Origin of the sequence: endosymbiont of Galathealinum brachiosum, assembly GCA_003349885.1 — a bacterium.
Lineage (GTDB): Bacteria > Pseudomonadota > Gammaproteobacteria > SZUA-229 > SZUA-229 > SZUA-229.
Map to the genome: position 1 here is coordinate 136,383 of QFXC01000007.1, position 18,069 is coordinate 154,451.

The following is an 18,069-nucleotide window of genomic DNA, read 5'->3' on the forward strand; positions in this document are numbered from 1 at the left end:
GTATGCCTCAATTAAATAACCCTCAAAATCCACCTAAAAACCCGCAAAAAACAGGCTTACGTAAAGCTGTAGATAATCATTGTAAAGACTGTATTTATGACCAATCCAACGGTTTAGGCACTTGGAGGCAGCAGGTTTATCTATGTCACATGAAATCCTGTGAATTGTATGATTTTAGGCCAACACCAACGACTACAGCAGCAATTCAGCAAGCTGAGTACTTAGAAAATGGCGAAAAATAAAATTAAAGCTAAAAACCGCAAGGAGAGCGGTAGTTTTTCATTAATACCTCACACTGTAACTAATTCTGAAAACTATAGAAGCCTCAGCGCTAAAGCTGTAAAGTTATTAATAGACACTATTGCAAGATATAACGGAAGCAACAATGGAGATTTTGATTATTCCTATAAAAACATGAGGAAATGGGGGTGGAACTCAAATGACACTATCCTGAAAGCCAAGAATGAATTACTTCTCAAAGGCTGGTTAGTATTAACCAGACAAGGAGGTAGAAATAAATGCAACTTATATGCACTTACAATCTGGTCTATTGATGAATGCCATGGCAAGCTAGATAGGTCAGCTACAAAAACAGCTCTCGCTTACTGGAAGAAAGGAATTAATCCAGAAAATTAAAATCTCTATACCGTATTCCGGTGCAAGTTAAACCGCATTCCGGTACAGCCTCTGAAACACACCAAATCTATTAAACCGCATATCGGTATAGCCTGAGCTATTTTCCTTATTTCTTTAAACCGCAAACCGGTAACCTTTATATATTTACCATATATACACACATAACTCGATTCTATCTAGTACTTATCCATATCTAGACTTTTATACTCTCTTATACTATTTCCAAATTTCTCACATGCTTTTCTATTAGTGAAATACGCAATATTATGTTTCGATCTAAGCTCTTCACTATTACATCTCACCAATAGTGAATCGTTAATCACTCCTTTTGTAGAACACTTTAATTCATCATTTTGTTCTAGGAGAGCTAATGGATGCACATCTTCTTTATCATCAAGAATCGAACACTTCTTTGCTTCACGATCGTACATCCACCAGTCTTTTGTGGTCATTTCAGCATCCAACTCTAATGCTACAACATCCCAAACCTTCCAATTATCCACTAACAATTTAAAGGAATCGATACTTCTAGATTGAATCTCAAACAACCCAGGCACTGTGATAACCCCTGTTACTTCTGCATATGCAAATTCATTAATTTCATCCACACTTTCACCAGACCCCAGAAACTTAATATCTTTCACATCACAGACAACTTTATAACGATTCATGTATTTTATGCTTTCTTCATCAAACAAAGCATTCTTAATTGGAGATTCATTATGAACATTTATTTTCAGGAACTCCAAATAATCGTTCACTCCTACATTACATTTCTTTACTTCTTCAATAACAAGACTAGCAACCTTATACTCAACCGAATTCTTATCTTTCGTCAGCCTGCTTAACAAATCCTTGTATAGGTACTTCTGACCCTGCACTGAACCCACTACCTCTACTGGGCCTACACCTATAGGAGCCTCATCAAAATACTTAGCTCCTTTTCTTACTATCGGCTCTAGTAATTCAGAAAATATTTTTCCCGCCCCTGCATGTGATACAGAAAAACTCAATAACATCAGAACAAATAATATAAATCTAATATACATAATATTAATTCACTATTTAATAAATAAGAAAACACTTTAGATGAGAAAGACTCAGGAAAATGATAATTGGATCATTTACACCAATCCAACCTTTTACCACCATCATAAACCCTAGCATGACCTTCTTTAATTAACTGCTTAGATAAGTTCTTACCATCCACATAGACATTAGCCAGTATTCAAAAATACTTACCACGTTTAATATCTCGTAATTCAATCTTCTTTGCAGAACGTAAAACCTGGACAGTGAATTTCTTAGCTTTTCTAGCTGCTAACTTTTCAGACTTGCTCCGACCTCTAATTTCAGGTGCATCCACACCCAATACACGAATAGGTATGCGCTCACCGATTATGGGAGGACAGCCTTTAATATTTACTCGAAAGGTATCAGCGTCATAAATACTAGTTACTTCTGAAACGACAACTGAGCCATAATCTTTAGCGTAAACACTGAAGGATAATAAGCAAAGAAGGAAGATGATTAAGCGCATGATTCTCACATACTATTTACAAAACCATTTTACTTTAGGCTCTGCTTTGTTCATTGTTTTTGCAATTAATTCACAATCTGATGCCTCATCAAAGATCGCTCTATGTGTTTCCATTCCTCGTCTTAAAAGATATAACTCTGTGCCATCTTTATTAAACCAACCTGCATATATCGGAGCACTAATACATAAAATTAGTATGAGCAACGTTAATTTATGAAACATTTATTCCCTCCTAGCAAAACCTATCAATCCAATTAAACCACTACCGAACAACCAGACTGCTGCTGGTATTGGTACAGCGCTTACATCACCATCGTGAATTGCCCATGTATTGAGATAAGTAGCCCTACTTAAGTAGTCTTGACTGCCATCGTCCATACGGAAGGCCCACGAGCTGAATGTACTAAACTCGGTCTCTGTGGCAGACCAATACCAGCCTGACTGAACGTTACTGAATGGACTCGCGTTGCTAGGCAAACCTGCTGTATTGCCCAACACGTTGTAAAACAGGTTACCCATTTCACTGCCAGTACAGTTGTAGCCTACATATGCATTCCCGCCACTTGACTGCCTCTCACAACTCGTATCCGGCTGCAGCGTATCTGGTAAACGCCAACCTGTTATACCCGCTACATCTAAATCCGCTGCCCAGGCATTAGCATCCCACCAATCCATCCCGCCACCTGCACTGGCATCAGCCAACCAAGTTAAGTCCGCTTCAGTATCATAATAAGCCAACCCACCCAAACGCTCGATTAAAGCTGCATTAGAAATTATTGGAACTGAAAGAATTGGGATTAGAAATACTTTGAAAAAAAACTTGCCTGAAGAACCGCCCATTACCACACCCTGATCATTTATATATTTATTAAATGACACTACAGGAATGAACTTTAATGAACAAGTATATATAGACATAACTGAATAAATTAACTAATAGCTTGATTTGGATTTATGAAAAGTAATTGCATGTGACCTCCCCCCGCCCTTGTTAATATTTTATTCCGGCTGCATTCTATCGACATGTTGCTATGTGGGGCTCAATAGTCACTAGGTAGATACCTACAACTACCTTAAACAAATTTTAAAGGGGGTAGTATTTTTGGCTGTTTTTTTAGATTAAACCCGATTTTCCCTCTCATGTGGGAACGGGCTACATCTCCATCTACTTATACCCCTACAAGGGGTCGGGGGAAGCTATTTATAACTAAAATATTTATAAACTCAATAACCGCTTACACCCTTAAGCAGAACTTCGAAGTATTTAGATTAACTTCTCAGTACGGCCAGAAGCAGACACTCATAACAAATAAAAAAGGCGACTTAAAGCCGCCTTTTTTATAATCAATATCGAATTAGTTTTTATGTTTTCTTACGTCTAGCAAGCCCTACTAAACCCATAAGACCTGAACCGAATAGCCATACTGCAGCTGGTATAGGCACTGCAGCCGCTGTACCAAAGTGTATGTTGTCAAACTCTACTATCCCTCCACTCAAATTTCTCAACAGAACTCTATCAAATGAAGTGGCTATTACCCCCTGAAATGGATTAGCCGCCGGACTTGTATAATCTGTAAACCCCACTAAATTAGAGCCAAGATAGAGATATATTTGTTGATTTCCAGGACTATCAAAACCAATGGCGTTTATTGGAGATGAAAAATCCATCTGAATAGCTCTTCGACTACTTAACCCCATACCATCTGTAGTAAATCGAGAACTATAGGTTATGACTGGATCAGACCAAAACCTTATACCCAAGTAAGAGAAGTTTGTTGTAACAATTGTACCTGTATACATCCCTGTAAAATTAATTTCTCGATGAACATCTAGTGACGGCTCAAATTCATCCAAAGATGTATACTGGTTAATTATTGAAGCACCGGCAGAGCTCACAATAGAGCTTAATATTATAAAAAATAATAAACTCCGTATCGCAGCGTTATTCAATGTCATTTTCCTTTACACTTTTATTATTGTTTGCCAGCAGCATCTTTTGTTGATAAAACTTAAGCCGTAGTAGCTGATGCTAATTTCCTGAATTTCATTTTATATTCTTTTTGTAATATAAGAAAATAACAGGTTGGATTTGATTTGTATGTAACTCACCTCACTTAGCACAAATTGGGTGAGAGACTGCTTTTGAAAATGTAGCTTGAATATCAAGAATCGTTAAATGCTGCTTATGGCTATAACTAGTAGTTTGTGGAATGGTTTACAGAGTTCCGATAACACCCTAAAGCAGAACTTAACGACAATAAAAAAAGCGACTAAAAAACTGCCCTTAAATTATGACAATTTAACTTTATACTTTACGTCTAGCAAATCCTGTTAAAGCTAAAAGTCCTGAACCGAATAACCATACTGCAGCTGGTATAGGTACTGCACTAACATCTCCAGTTTGAACAGCCCATGCATATAATCTATTGGTATCAGTGTATGCTCCTGTCAATGCGCCACCACCAAATGAATATGCGAAAGCATTATTGAAGCCATTGTCCGGCGAATTAGGAGCTTCAGCTGGTGTTGAAGACCAATAATAAGAAGTCAAAATATTACTAAATAAATAATAGTTTTCATTATGGATAGCTGTAATTCCTATAGTCGCCTCACCTCCAAGCACATTATAAAACATATTTCCCATCTCACTCCCTATGCAACCTAAGCCACTTGAATAGTTGTCTCCAACTTGGGTAGTACATGTTGGGTCTGGTTGTAGTGTTTCTGGCAATCTCCACCCTTCATACCCCCCAACAGTTAACTGCGCCGCCCATTCATTTGCTCGACCCCAAGTCATCTGCCCAAGACTATTGGCAGCGCTATAATTATTAGTTTGAGCATAATTAGCATCAGCTAACCAAGTAAGATCAGCTTCAGTATCATAATAAGCTTGATAGTCAATGCCACCTTCAGTAGCAGCTAATCTACCTACCAATGCAGAGTGAGATGTAAGAGGTAAAAGCAATAGAGTAGATAATAATAATTTACGCATTGTGTTTTCTTCTTGCGAATCCAATCAATCCAATAAATCCACTACCAAATAAAAATAAAGAAGGAGGGATAGGCACAGAACTTACAACAATATTATCGAAATTTATGTAAGTGGCGTAACCAATAGCATCTCGTGTGAAATCAAAATCAACATACGAAAGATTTGTCCAATCTGAATCAAATGAAAATGTTTCAAAATCTTCGACACCACCAATACCATCAGATACACCATCAAGCTGCAAACTCATACCGACGATACTTCCATCCGTTCTAACACCAGTTATGATTCCATTCATTCCATTTCTGTAATAGCTTGAATCGTTCTCATTAAATACTTCGCCAAGGTCAATAGACTGAATACTAAATGCTGAATCATCATTACTTGAAACACGGAAATGCACTTCATAATCATACAAGTCGTTATATACAAATCCTGTAGTTGTTCCGTTACTACTACCTCTATTAGATTGCCAACCATCCCACAAAGAAAAGACTCCAGCATTCTCTTTAGTTGAAACGTTAAAACCACTCTCCGAATAAATAGGGCCTATACTTTCACCACCAGAAATGTGAGTTGGTGCATCGTTAAAATTAATAACAGCAGCATTTATTATTGTTGGTATTGAGAGAGCAGCACACAGAACCGTTACTGCTAAAAACTTACCTCTATCCATTAACCCCACCCCTTACTTTTTATTATCATTTTTATAAATGTACATAGCCGTACATTTATATATAAATTACTCCTATAAACATATTATGTTAAGGGTTATTTAACATTTGGCACATTTATCACTAACGATGTCGGAAAACTTATTTGGTATTCAGAAAACAGAACATTCACATTTGTATCGTTTGAAAGTTCCAACTTCCTAAGCTAGATTTTCCACCCCATGTAAAAATGAGTTACATACCAATTATCCATATGCTCATAAGGGGGTACGGGGGGTATTAGTAATATGCTTTTTCGACTGGAAATTTAACGATATAAATTAAATATCTTGGACTTAATGCGGACTTACAGGGTATTCAAGAGATGCTACAGAGTCCGGAATAAGACCCTAAGCTATTGATTTAATTGGTCGGGACGACAGGATTTGAACCTGTGACCACCACACCCCCAGTGTGGTGCGCTACCAAACTGCGCTACGCCCCGTTAGGCGGTGGATTTTACACTGAGTGGGGGGCTGATTAAAGTATTTTCTTAGTTATCAATAAATTAGGTTGATTCATAAACTGCTGTAAAACAGTAAAATCACGATAAATACAGTCTGCCAGTTATGTGCTCTAAAGCTAGATATTAGGAGATTTGCACACGGATTGAGAAAAAACACATACCAGATACATAAATTGAATTGGATATATGGGTTATTCTTATTTTTTACACATTTCTACTTTTTACACTACAGCCTAATTTAAGCTATTCGATTTCATCTACTTTTATATTTAATATTTTACTGCGAGTTGAATCGAACATTTTATGAATTAAATCATCTGCAGTTTGTTGGGGGATATTTTCAATTGATAGTTTCCAGGGAGTTTTACCTTTTTGAGCCACTTTAAGAAAAACATATAACTCCATATCGTCTTTTTGGTACTCAATTGAAATAATTGATGAGGTTGGGAAGACAAAATATTCCTCATTACTCTCATAAGCTCTAACCAGGTTATTACTAAAAGCAGCACCAGAAAACATGAAAAAAGAGAGTAGAACAATTATTTTTTTGATCACATTCAGTCCTTTTATTTTAAGCTCATTACAAACCAAACAACAATCTTTGAGCGTAAGCAGTAGAATCGGTCACTTAGATTGTTGCTGATTTGACTTAATCAGCAACAAGGGGATTTATTTCTTTAACGTTTGTAAGATATCTTCCAGCTCATTTCTGATCTGTTTAACCAACTGATTACTCTGAGAAGTATCTTCTTTTGCAGTTTCACCAGTCAGCTGCTGGCGAGCTCCACCAATAGTGAAACCCTGATCATATAATAAGCTACGAATCTGACGAATTAATATCACATCGTGACGCTGATAATAACGACGGTTTCCACGACGTTTAACAGGTTTTAACTGGGTAAACTCTTGCTCCCAATAACGGAGCACATGAGGCTTAACACCACATAAATCACTTACTTCACCGATAGTGAAATAACGTTTACTTGGAATTACGGGTAATTCGTTATTATTGCTGGCTTCCAGCATAGGCCTCAACTCTTTGTTTTAGTTTTTGTCCAGGTCGGAACGTTACAACTCTGCGGGCACAAATAGGTATTTCCTGCCCTGTTTTAGGATTTCGGCCCGGACGCTGAGTTTTATCTCTTAATGTAAAGTTACCAAAACCTGAAAGTTTTACATTGTATGTATCTTCCAAAGCTTCTCGTACTTCTTCAAAAAACAGTTCAACCAACTCTTTGGCTTCTCGCTTGTTGAGACCTAACTCATCAAACAATCGCTCTGCCATATCGGCTTTGGTTAACGCCATTTCTACTCCCGTAGTGTAGCACCATATTTGTCATTTAAGACGGTGATAATCTGGTTAATTTCTTTTTCCACGTCCTCTTCCGTAAGAGTGCTGGAAAATCCCTGTAAAATCAAGCCTAAAGCGACACTTTTTAGACCATCTTCTATATTAGTACCAGTATAGACGTCAAATAACAAAATTTCTTGGAATATTTCAGAAGTGACTGATTTAATTGACTTAACTAGATCTTCAACCGCTATTTCCTGTTTTACTAATACTGCCAGATCACGACGTACTTCAGGGAATTTAGAAAGCGGCTCAAATGCCGGCACAGAGCCCTCTAAGAGAGATTCCTGATCAACCTCGAAAACATAGACTATTGGGTCAATATCAAGTGTTTTCTGGGTATTTGGGTGTAAAGCACCTATCCATCCAATGGCTTTATTTTTCTTAAATATTTGTGCAGATTGCCCCGGATGCAGCGCTGAATGCTGTGCTTTTTCGAAAAGAACTTCATTTAGCCCTCCCATTGATAAAATGGCTTCAACATCCGATTTAGCGTCAAAAAAGTCAATTTTTCGCTCTTCTGCAGACCACTGTTCTGAAACAATAGTACCGGTTATTGCACCGGATATTTTTGCATTTTGAATCAGATCATCACCCTGTTTAACAAAGGTCAGGCCCGTTTCAAATAAACGCACTCTTGGCTGCTGGCGATTCAGGTTATGTGATACCGCTTTTAATAAACCGGGCCAGATACTGGTTCGCATTACAGACAGGTCTGATGATATCGGGTTAGCCAGCTTTACAGGTGCCAGATCAGGATCAATCGCTGCCTGCCACTTAGGGTCTACAAAACTATAACTAATGGCTTCGTAGTAACCACGCTCAACCAGCACATCTTTAACTCTTTGCAACTTAATTTCGGCTTCTACCAGTGGTTTCATTGCTGGCTGGTAAGTAGGTAGCTTTCTAGGGATATTGTTATAACCGTGAATACGAATAATCTCTTCGATTAAATCGGCCTCAATAGCAATATCAAAGCGGAAGCTAGGTGCGGTTACCATCCAGCCATCAGCATTCTTTTCTAACTGCATACCCAGTCTGTTTAATATCGACTCAACCTCAGCAGCATCAAACTCGATACCTAACATACGATTAATTCGATCCAGACGTAATTGAATAGCTTCCCGTGCAGGTAAGTCGGCTTCACAGGATTGATCAACTACAGGGCCTGCCTGACCACCACAGATATCAATTAACAGCTGCGTAGCACGCTCAAGTGCGATTATTGGTAATTCTGGGTCCACACCTCGTTCAAATCGATGAGATGAGTCTGTATGCATGCCGTATTCACGTGCTTTGCCAGCGATGGCCAGGGGATTGAAATGCGCTGATTCAAGAAATACATTTCTGGTGCTATCCGTTACACCACTTTTTTCACCGCCCATAATTCCTGCTAATGCTAATGCCTGATTTTCATCTGTAATTAACAACGTATTTTCTGTGGCTTCAATTTCCTTACCATCAAGCAGTGTTACTTTTTCACCGATATTTGCCATGCGAACCTGTATGCTACCTTTCAATACATCCAGATCGAATGCATGCATAGGCTGCCCTAGCTCAAGCATGACAAAGTTAGTGACATCAACACAGGGCCCCAAACTACGAATACCTGCACGTCGTAGTTTTTCCACCATCCATAAAGGCGTAATAGCCTGAGTATTAACATCACGAACCACACGACCGGTGTAACGTGGACAAGCCTGAGTAGCACTTACATTTACTGCAAATGTATCATCTATGTCTACAGCCACTTTAGATACGTCTACTTCATTTATTTCACTTTTATATAAGGTAGCTACTTCGCGGGCGACACCTGCAACACTTAAACAGTCAGCGCGATTAGGCGTTAAATCAACTTCAATGACCGTATCATTTAACTGTAGATACTCACGAATATCTGTGCCTATCGGTGCATCATCCGGTAACTCCATTAAACCATCAGCCTGATCAGCTAAACCCATTTCTTTTTCAGAGCAAAGCATGCCAAATGATTCAACACCGCGTAATTTTGATTTTTTAATTTTAAAATCACCTGGCAGAACAGCACCAATCGTTGCACAGGCAACAACCAGACCTTCACGCACATTAGATGCACCACAAACAATTTGCAGCTCTTCACTTCCCGCATCAACTTTACAAATATTTAACTTGTCAGCATCCGGGTGTTTTTCTACCGATGTCACACGTGCCACAACAATATTAGTAAATTCACCAGCAGCCGGTTCTATGGAATCAACTTCCAGACCTGCCATGGTGATTGTTGCGCAAAATTCCTCTAAATCTGTCTGAGGATTAACCCACTCGTGTAACCAGTTTTGTGAGATTTTCATCTATTAAGCCTATTAATTATATTTTTACTTCGTCATTCCCGAATGCTTCTGTCGAGGAGGACAATGTTTGTTTTGATTTTTATTTCGTTACTACGTATTTAAATTATTTAAAACACTGGATTACAGCCTTAGCAGGAATAACGAAACATTATTTCTATTTACTTAAACTGTTTCAAAAACTTAATATCATTTTCAAAAAACAGTCGTAAATCGTTTACGCCGTAACGCAACATCGCCAGACGCTCAACACCCATTCCAAATGCGTAACCAGTGAATTTTTCGTTATCTATTCCCGCATGTTTAAATACTTCAGGGTGCACCATGCCGCAACCCAGCACTTCTAACCAGCCCGTATGGCTACACACACGACAGCCTTCACCTTCACACATAACACATTGAATATCGACTTCAGAGGAGGGTTCTGTAAAAGGAAAATATGATGGACGAAATCGGGTTTCCAGTTTTTCATTTTCAAAGAATAAACGTAAGAAGCGGTCCAGCGTACCCATTAAATCAGCGAAACTAACATTCTTATCAACCATTAAACCTTCAACCTGATGAAACATCGGTGTATGGGTTAAATCAGAATCACAGCGGTATACTCTGCCCGGCGCGATTAAACGCAGCGGTGGCTCAGTTTTTTCCATGGTGCGAACCTGTACAGGAGAGGTATGAGTTCGTAACAAGGTATTTGCATCAAAATAAAATGTATCGTGCATAGCACGCGCAGGATGATGTGAAGGAATATTTAATGCTTCAAAGTTATGAAAGTCATCTTCAATTTCAGGGCCTTCTGCCACATCAAAACCTAAATCACTAAACAGCTCTTTAATTCGGTTCATGGTGCGAGTAACCGGATGTAAACCACCCGCCTGCTGACCACGCCCCGGCAAAGTAACATCAACCGTTTCACTGCTCAGTTGTGCTTCAAGTTTTTCAGCTTCAAGCTGCTGCTTTTTTTCTTCCAGAGTTTGCTGGAAAGCACGCTTGGCATCATTAATTAACTGGCCTGCTGCTTTTCGTTCATTACCGGGTAACTTACCCAGCTCTTTTAACTGCGCAGTGAATTCGCCTTTTTTACCCAGGTACTGAACACGAACTTCATCTAATGTTTGCAGGTCAGTTGAATCTGCAACTGACTGTTGTGCTTTCTTTAATACTTCTTGTAGATCTGCCACGATTTTATTTACCGTTTGGGTTTATTTTGTTTAATCTTTTTATTACACCGCTCGTCAGCTAAAGCCAACTCCTACAACAGGAATAATCTTCAACTTTAAACTGGGCATAATGTATCAATAAAAAAAAAGGGAAAGACCACGGCCTTTCCCTTTTTTAGATTAGATTTAATTTAGTTTAAAAACTAAATAATTCTAATTTTAGGCTTCTTTTGCCAGGCCAGCTTTTGCTGCTTCAACCAATTGACCAAATGCTTCAATATCGTGAACTGCCATGTCAGCTAATACCTTACGGTCAAGACTAATTTCAGCCTTGCTTAAACCGTTAATGAAACGGCTGTAAGACATATCAAACATACGCGCTGCTGCATTAATACGTGTGATCCATAATTTACGGAATTCACGTTTTTTAACACGACGGTCACGGTATGCATATTGACCCGCTTTAATAACAGCCTGATGGGCTACACGATAAACACGACTACGTGCTCCGTAATAACCTTTAGCCTTCTTCATTACTTTCTTGTGAGCGGCTCTAGCCTGAACTCCACGTTTAACTCTTGCCATTATTCAGACTCCTATACGTAAGGTAACATGCGGCTAACCATGCGAGCATCGCACTTAGCTACTTGTGAAGGTTCACGTAAATGACGCTTACGTTTAGTCGATTTTTTGGTCAAGATATGACGACGGAAAGACTTGCCACGTTTGTAGCCGCCTGAACCGTTTTTGCGGAAACGCTTTGCAGCACCGCGATTTGTTTTCATCTTAGGCATTATTTGCTCCAAAATAATTCTTAAAAAGTACCCAGTACCAACTAAGCATTAATGCTTAACGGCTTGAGGGTGATTATTTCCGGTTTTTACTACTTCGTAGTGTGTAACCTGGTAAACACTTTTGTCACCACAGAGACACAAAGATTACAGAGTTTTATTTTTGCTATCTGACTATGCCTGATAACAAAATAATATCTGAGTTCTTCGTACCTCTATGACAATAAAATCTTTTAAGCTCTGACTAAATTAAGCCTTGGCCTTCTTAGGTGACATCATCATCACCATCTGTCGACCTTCCATTTTTGGCATCTGATCTACAACACCAATTTCATCAAGGTCGCCAGCAACGCGCTTTAATAAATCTAAACCCAGCTCCTGGTGTGCAAACTCACGACCACGGTAACGCAGTGTTACTTTGATCTTATCGCCCTTTTCCATGAACTCACGTAATTTTCTGACCTTAGTCTGATAATCACCTTCTTCAGTACGGGGACGGAATTTAATTTCCTTCACCTGCACCTGCTTGGTTTTCTTCTTATTCGCGTTTTTCTGCTTCTTCGCTTCAAACTTAAATTTGCCGTAATCCATGATTCGGCAAACGGGAGGTTTCGCATTTGGTGATACTTCAACCAAATCCAGGCCTGAGGCACTTGCTTTTGCTATTGCATCTGCAGGTGTCATAATGCCGAGCTGCTCTCCTTCATCATCAATTACCCGAACTTGAGGGTAGTCAATCTTGTCATTTATGAGAGTTTTTTTCTTATCAGCTGCGATGTTTTATTCCTCCGAAATAGCGTGTCGTGATTCTCAAAAGCATCTATCAATTGCGATTAGCAATTTCATTAGCAAGATGGTCAGCAAAAGCTTCTACGCCCATACTGCCCAGATCCTCACCACTTCGAGAACGCACGGCTACACTTTCTGTTTCTAATTCACGGTCCCCAATTACCAACATGTAGGGAACACGCGCTAAAGTATGCTCGCGGATTTTAAAGCCTACCTTCTCATTTCTCAAGTCCGACTTGACCTTAAATCCACGTTTATGCAATATTTCTTCAACTTTTTGGGCAAAATCGGCCTGTTTGTCCGTAATGTTCATAATTACGGCATGTTGAGGGCTCAACCAGAGCGGAAATTTGCCTTCATAATGTTCGATCAAAATACCGATAAATCGCTCAACCGAACCCAGAATTGCTCGATGTAACATCACCGGCACTTCACGATTTCCGTCTTCAGCCACATATTGAGCATCTAATCTACCCGGCATTGAGAAATCAACCTGCAAAGTACCACACTGCCAGCCACGTTCCAGACAATCTTTCAAAGTGAATTCAATTTTCGGCCCATAAAAGGCTCCCTCACCCGGCTGCAATATATATTCAATACCTTTTGCTTCTAAGGCTTCTTTTAATGCCTTTTCCGCCTGATCCCATACTTCATCGGAACCAACTCGTTCTTCAGGGCGTGTAGACAGGGCAATAACAATATTGTCAAAACCGAAATCTTTATATACGTCATAAGTCAGGTCAATAAAGTCTGATACCTCACTTTGAACCTGATCAACTGTACAGAAGATATGCGCATCATCCTGCACAAAGTTTCTAACCCGCATCAAACCATGCAATGTACCTGAGGGCTCATTACGATGGCACGAACCAAATTCAGCTAAACGCAAAGGAAGGTCACGATAAGATTTCAAACCCTGGTTAAACACCTGAATATGACAAGGGCAGTTCATTGGTTTAACTGCATAATCTCTGTTTTCAGAGTGAGTGGTAAACATCATGTCACTGAATTTATCCCAGTGCCCTGATTTTTCCCATAATGTACGATCAACTAACTGAGGTGTATTTATTTCCTGATAATCATGGTCACGCAATCGGTCACGAATATAATCCTGAATCGTTAAATTTAAATCCCAGCCATCCTTATGCCAGAAAACCATACCTGGCGCTTCTTCCTGCATATGAAACATATTAAGCGCTTTACCAATTTTACGGTGATCACGTTTTTCCGCTTCTTCAATACGCTTTAAATACGCTTTAAGCTGTTTTTTATCAGGCCATGCCGTGCCATAAATACGCTGCAGCATTTTGTTTTTTGAATCACCACGCCAGTACGCACCTGCAAGCTTAGTTAATTTAAAGGCTTTAATTTTTCCAGTACTGGGAACATGAGGGCCACGGCATAAGTCAGTAAATTCACCCTGCGTATATAATGACAGGTCATCATCACCGGGCAGATCCTGAACAATTTCCGCTTTATACTCTTCGCCCAGATCTCGAAAATATTTAACCGCTTCATCACGTGCCATAGTCGAACGCGTAATGGTGAAATTTTCTTTCACCAGCTCGCTCATTTTCTTTTCAATTTTAATCAGGTCGTCCGGGCCAAAATTTTCTTCATAATCGATGTCGTAAAAGAAACCATCATCAATAACTGGACCAATCGTAATCTGCGCGCTGGGGTAAAGCACTTTAACTGCCTGAGATAATAAATGAGCCGTGGAATGGCGAATAATATCCAGCCCTTCTTCATTTTTGTCAGTGATAATTGCCAGACTGGAATCATCATTCATCACATATGATGCATCGACCAGCTCATCATTCACCTTTCCAGCTAAAGTAGCTTTAGCTAAACCCGGGCCAATTTCAGCCGCGACATCATATACGGAAACAGGGGATGAGAAAGTACGCTGACTACCGTCAGGCAAAGTAATAACAGGCATTGTGTGCTCCTGGTTTCAGAGGTGACCCATACGTAAGGCCACATGTTTTATTTAATCACCCATACTAGAGGCTGATTAAACAGGGTTAATAAGTAATTTGATGCGCAGATTCTAGCCAGACTGACTATAGATTACAATTGAATTTTCAGTGATTTAAGCCGATGCTATCCGAAGAAAGCAAACAACCTGATTTGAATAGATAAACAATATAGTTTTCAAGGCCCTGTTCAGTATAAATAAGACCTTAAAAATTAGTAATTACCACCCCAGCTTTCCTTTTTCTTCCAGCGAATACGAGTCAGTATAATTCCAAAGACCAGGCTACCGATAGAAACAGCCGCACCAATCATAAACCATTGCTTTATATTATGATCACCAAGAATAAGGTTCTCCTGAGTGAGATCTTCTACTTTAGACTCAGCACTCACCAACTCCTGCTTTAACTGCTCATTTTCATCCGCTATACGAATAGGGTCAGATGCATTTTTACGTAAGCTGGCCAAAGTATTCTGCAGATTTTTTATTTTATTTTCTAACTGTGTTTGAATATTTTCTAACTCGCTGTTATGACGCTGGCTTTCAGTTAGCTGTTTTTTTATCTCGCCCTGCTTTGCTTTAATAGACTGAATTTTCTTTTTAGCACTTACCATCTGCTCACGAGCACTTTTATTTGTCATCAATAACCGTGTTTCTACCCAGCCTGTTTTAGAGCTGTCATTAACAGGCACAACCAGAGCGTGTTTTTTATCATCGGTAAATTCGACAATTTCAAGCGCTACGCCACTGTTTAAAAACTTGAGAATTTTGTGTCCGGTAGTAACACCTGAGCGCATAGGAATAGTAAGTTCATCACTTACATACTGTATGGTAGTAGCCGATAGTGTTGTAACTGAAAATAATACGTAGATAGATAGTATAGATATATATAGCTGTTTCTTCATTTCGCGAGTTTCAATGTTAAATTTTAATGTCTAATTTACAATAAAGTGAGAGGAATTGAAAATGTGAAGTTTGGTATTGAGCTATAAATCACATATGACGGGTTATACCACGTGATTTATTCGCCTGTTCATAGCCACAAACGTACTTAATGATGAAGCCATAAAAAAATTTGGTGCACCCTGTTGGACTTGAACCAACGACTTCTTCCATGTCATGGAAGCACTCTACCAACTGAGTTAAGGGTGCATATCAGGTTTTATACTGCCTGAAGAGGCGTGAATATTACTGAATGTTACACAGAATGCAAGTTTCACTCACACCGACATAATTCAGCTAACGGACATGAGTTAAAGCTCACCCCTACAGAAAATAACAACAAACACTCTACCCCGGTGGCCAGGTCATCTGACGTTTACCCATTACATGTAAATGAATATGGTGCACCGTCTGACCACCATCATCATTACAGTTCATAACACAGCGGTAACCTGACTCATCCATGCCTTCCTGTTTTGCGATTGTTTTAGCGGCAAGAAACAACTTACCAACCAATGATGCATCTTCAGGCTGAAAATCATTAATGGTAGAAATATGCTTTTTAGGTATAACCAGAAAATGCACAGGCGCTTGCGGACTTAAATCTCTAAATGCCAGCACATCATCGTCCTGATAAACAATATCACCCGGAATATCACCACTTACAATTTTACAGAAAATGCAGTCGCTCATTATTTCTATCCTGTTTTAAAAGAATTTAGTAATTATATAGGAAAGTAATTAGGAGTATTGAATGTAATAACATCAAAGATGCATTGATAAGATTTCAAATCAGCTCATTATTTAAACAAACGTATCTATAATTCCAGATACCTGACGCTGCTGATTATTAGCAGGCACAATATCTTCATTTTCCTGAAAGGTTTGAATAGCCTGTTGTGCAGTAACTCTACGGTTATCAGGCTGGCCCGATGGCTGCTGATTTGAAGAAGGTGTAAAAAGGTTAGAAGTCGATTCTCTGCTTTCAACTCGTCGAGTCTCAGATGAAAGCACTTCACCATTTATAACTCTTGATGTTTCTGCGTTGGGGCGTGTTCTCTGGGTATTTTCAGAGCGCGCCTGATCCTGATTACGTTGATTCTCCGCAGAGGAATTTTCACGGGCACGGTTATTTCCAGCAGACGACTGTTGCTGCGACTCTTGCTGCTGGCGTTGTCTGGCAGATTCGACAGAGGCTGTTGAATCAAACCGTTGAGTTAAACCGGATAGTGCGATTTCCATTTATCGATCTTCATTTGGGAATCACATAAGTATAGCAAGCAAATGCGGCAATAATGAACCACAAGTCGGAAGTTTTATGCCGCTACAAAGGTATTATAATAATTTCTGACGCCCACTAAATGCATGCGCCAACGTTCCACCATCGATATACTCCAGCTCACCACCTAGCGGTATGCCGTGGGCCAGACGAGTTGATACCACCTGATATTCTGCAGCCATTTCGGAGATATAATGCGCTGTGGTCTCACCTTCCACTGTTGGGTTGGTCGCCAGAATTAACTCTTTAACTCCACCTTCTTTAAGCCGTTCTTCCAGCAAACCCAAACCAAGCTCAGCTGGGCCAATTCCATCTAATGGTGAAAGATGCCCCATCAAAACGAAATATTTTCCGTTAAAATCGGCCGCCTGATTGATCGCCAGAACATCAGAAGGGGTTTCTACAATACAAAGTAATTCATCATTGCGACGGCTATCACTGCAGTAACCGCATATTTCAGTTTCAGATAAAGTACGACATTGAGAGCAGTGACCGATATGATCAACAGCCTGTTGAAGTGAGTCCGACAAAATAGAAGCACCTTTTCGATCACGCTCCAGTAAATGGAACGCCATTCGCTGTGCCGATTTTGGACCTACACCGGGCAGACAGCGTAGTGCTTCAATAAGTTGTAAGAGTAAGGGGGACTGGCTCATTTTAATATTGTTTTAGAATATGATTAACCGAACGTAAATCGCGAGCTAAAGCTCTCTCCTACAACCTGTAGAAATTAGCTTTAGCTGGCAATTTCAAACAAACAAAAGTCTGCTTAAAATGGAAGTTTCATTCCACCAGGCAGATTCATGCCTGATGTCACACCCGACATTTTTTCAGATGATGTTGCTTCGATTTTTCGAACCGCATCATTCACTGCCGCTGCTAATAAATCTTCTATCATGTCTTTATCGTCTTCCATCAGGCTGTCATCCAGCTCAACACGACGCACTTCATGGCGACCATTCATGGTTACTTTAACCATGCCACCACCAGACTGTCCTTCCACTTCCATATTGGCGATTTCTTCCTGCGCTTTTTGCATGTCAGCCTGCATTTTTTGCGCCTGCTTCATCATGTTGCCTAAGCCACCTTTCATCTCTCTTCTCTCTCG

Annotated in this window: 20 protein-coding genes, 2 tRNA genes and 3 pseudogenes; 2 read left to right on the forward strand and 23 right to left on the reverse strand. The window is 39.6% G+C overall.

The annotated features are described in order from the left end of the window. The first annotated feature begins 2 nt into the window (after nt 1-2). Together DIZ80_03235 and DIZ80_03240 are read left to right on the forward strand one after the other, a co-directional pair. A complete protein-coding gene (locus DIZ80_03235; GenBank protein ID RDH84507.1) occupies nt 3-242 on the forward strand; it encodes a hypothetical protein in 240 nt (79 codons plus the stop codon). After that, nucleotides 229-636, forward strand: a complete 408-nt coding sequence (locus DIZ80_03240; protein RDH84508.1) for a hypothetical protein — start codon at nt 229-231, stop codon at nt 634-636. The genes DIZ80_03235 and DIZ80_03240 overlap by 14 nt, the downstream gene beginning before the upstream one ends. A gap of 176 nt (nt 637-812) precedes the next feature. Here DIZ80_03240 and DIZ80_03245 read toward each other — a convergent pair whose 3' ends face one another. The 23 genes and pseudogenes from DIZ80_03245 to DIZ80_03355 all read right to left on the reverse strand — a co-directional run bounded on the left by DIZ80_03245 (nt 813) and on the right by DIZ80_03355 (nt 18,054). Continuing rightward, entirely contained in the window at nt 813-1,685 is an 873-nt protein-coding gene (locus DIZ80_03245) for a hypothetical protein (GenBank protein ID RDH84509.1), read from the reverse strand. Nucleotides 1,686-1,756: 71 nt separating this feature from the next. Then, a pseudogene (locus DIZ80_03250) lies at nt 1,757-2,176 on the reverse strand (nuclease). A gap of 12 nt (nt 2,177-2,188) precedes the next feature. Next, the gene (locus tag DIZ80_03255; protein RDH84510.1) at nt 2,189-2,398 is read right to left on the reverse strand and encodes a hypothetical protein; all 210 of its coding nucleotides are present in this window, start codon (nt 2,396-2,398) and stop codon (nt 2,189-2,191) included. Beyond that, nucleotides 2,399-2,479 (reverse strand): annotated as a pseudogene (locus DIZ80_03260) (VPLPA-CTERM sorting domain-containing protein). 1,059 nt (nt 2,480-3,538) lie between these two features. Further along, complete coding sequence (locus DIZ80_03265) at nt 3,539-4,132, reverse strand: hypothetical protein (GenBank protein RDH84511.1); 594 nt, start codon at nt 4,130-4,132, stop codon at nt 3,539-3,541. Nucleotides 4,133-4,481: 349 nt separating this feature from the next. Beyond that, nucleotides 4,482-4,565: pseudogene (locus tag DIZ80_03270) on the reverse strand (hypothetical protein). A gap of 595 nt (nt 4,566-5,160) precedes the next feature. Further along, entirely contained in the window at nt 5,161-5,841 is a 681-nt protein-coding gene (locus DIZ80_03275) for a hypothetical protein (GenBank protein RDH84512.1), read from the reverse strand. 405 nt (nt 5,842-6,246) lie between these two features. Beyond that, nucleotides 6,247-6,323 (reverse strand) — tRNA-Pro (locus DIZ80_03280). A gap of 264 nt (nt 6,324-6,587) precedes the next feature. Beyond that, on the reverse strand, nt 6,588-6,899 hold the full coding sequence (locus DIZ80_03285; protein ID RDH84513.1) for a hypothetical protein: 312 nt from the start codon (nt 6,897-6,899) through the stop codon (nt 6,588-6,590). A gap of 114 nt (nt 6,900-7,013) precedes the next feature. Then, nucleotides 7,014-7,370: a MerR family transcriptional regulator gene (locus DIZ80_03290; GenBank protein ID RDH84514.1), complete on the reverse strand. Its 357-nt coding sequence runs from the start codon at nt 7,368-7,370 to the stop codon at nt 7,014-7,016. Further along, complete coding sequence (gene ihfA, locus DIZ80_03295) at nt 7,351-7,650, reverse strand: integration host factor subunit alpha (GenBank protein ID RDH84515.1); 300 nt, start codon at nt 7,648-7,650, stop codon at nt 7,351-7,353. Before ihfA ends, DIZ80_03290 begins: the two co-directional genes overlap by 20 nt. 2 nt (nt 7,651-7,652) lie before the next feature. After that, entirely contained in the window at nt 7,653-10,025 is a 2,373-nt protein-coding gene (locus tag DIZ80_03300; protein RDH84516.1) for a phenylalanine--tRNA ligase subunit beta, read from the reverse strand. Between the two features lie 158 nt (nt 10,026-10,183). After that, nucleotides 10,184-11,206, reverse strand: a complete 1,023-nt coding sequence (locus DIZ80_03305) for a phenylalanine--tRNA ligase subunit alpha (protein RDH84517.1) — start codon at nt 11,204-11,206, stop codon at nt 10,184-10,186. A 195-nt stretch (nt 11,207-11,401) separates the two neighbouring features. Further along, complete coding sequence (locus DIZ80_03310) at nt 11,402-11,767, reverse strand: 50S ribosomal protein L20 (GenBank protein ID RDH84518.1); 366 nt, start codon at nt 11,765-11,767, stop codon at nt 11,402-11,404. 11 nt (nt 11,768-11,778) lie between these two features. After that, nucleotides 11,779-11,976: a 50S ribosomal protein L35 gene (locus DIZ80_03315; GenBank protein ID RDH84519.1), complete on the reverse strand. Its 198-nt coding sequence runs from the start codon at nt 11,974-11,976 to the stop codon at nt 11,779-11,781. Between the two features lie 246 nt (nt 11,977-12,222). Next, nucleotides 12,223-12,750 (reverse strand): translation initiation factor IF-3, encoded by a 528-nt coding sequence (locus DIZ80_03320; GenBank protein RDH84520.1) that lies wholly within the window; start codon nt 12,748-12,750, stop codon nt 12,223-12,225. A 46-nt stretch (nt 12,751-12,796) separates the two neighbouring features. Further along, complete coding sequence (locus DIZ80_03325) at nt 12,797-14,704, reverse strand: threonine--tRNA ligase (GenBank protein ID RDH84521.1); 1,908 nt, start codon at nt 14,702-14,704, stop codon at nt 12,797-12,799. A 251-nt stretch (nt 14,705-14,955) separates the two neighbouring features. Beyond that, entirely contained in the window at nt 14,956-15,645 is a 690-nt protein-coding gene (locus tag DIZ80_03330) for a TIGR04211 family SH3 domain-containing protein (protein ID RDH84522.1), read from the reverse strand. 171 nt (nt 15,646-15,816) lie between these two features. Further along, nucleotides 15,817-15,892, reverse strand: a tRNA-Val gene (locus DIZ80_03335). 138 nt (nt 15,893-16,030) lie between these two features. Continuing rightward, a complete protein-coding gene (locus DIZ80_03340; GenBank protein ID RDH84523.1) occupies nt 16,031-16,375 on the reverse strand; it encodes a histidine triad nucleotide-binding protein in 345 nt (114 codons plus the stop codon). Between the two features lie 111 nt (nt 16,376-16,486). After that, the gene (locus DIZ80_03345; GenBank protein RDH84524.1) at nt 16,487-16,924 is read right to left on the reverse strand and encodes a hypothetical protein; all 438 of its coding nucleotides are present in this window, start codon (nt 16,922-16,924) and stop codon (nt 16,487-16,489) included. A 93-nt stretch (nt 16,925-17,017) separates the two neighbouring features. After that, a complete protein-coding gene (locus tag DIZ80_03350; GenBank protein ID RDH84525.1) occupies nt 17,018-17,617 on the reverse strand; it encodes a recombination protein RecR in 600 nt (199 codons plus the stop codon). 113 nt (nt 17,618-17,730) lie between these two features. Further along, nucleotides 17,731-18,054: a YbaB/EbfC family nucleoid-associated protein gene (locus tag DIZ80_03355; protein RDH84526.1), complete on the reverse strand. Its 324-nt coding sequence runs from the start codon at nt 18,052-18,054 to the stop codon at nt 17,731-17,733. Between the last annotated feature and the right edge of the window lie 15 nt (nt 18,055-18,069).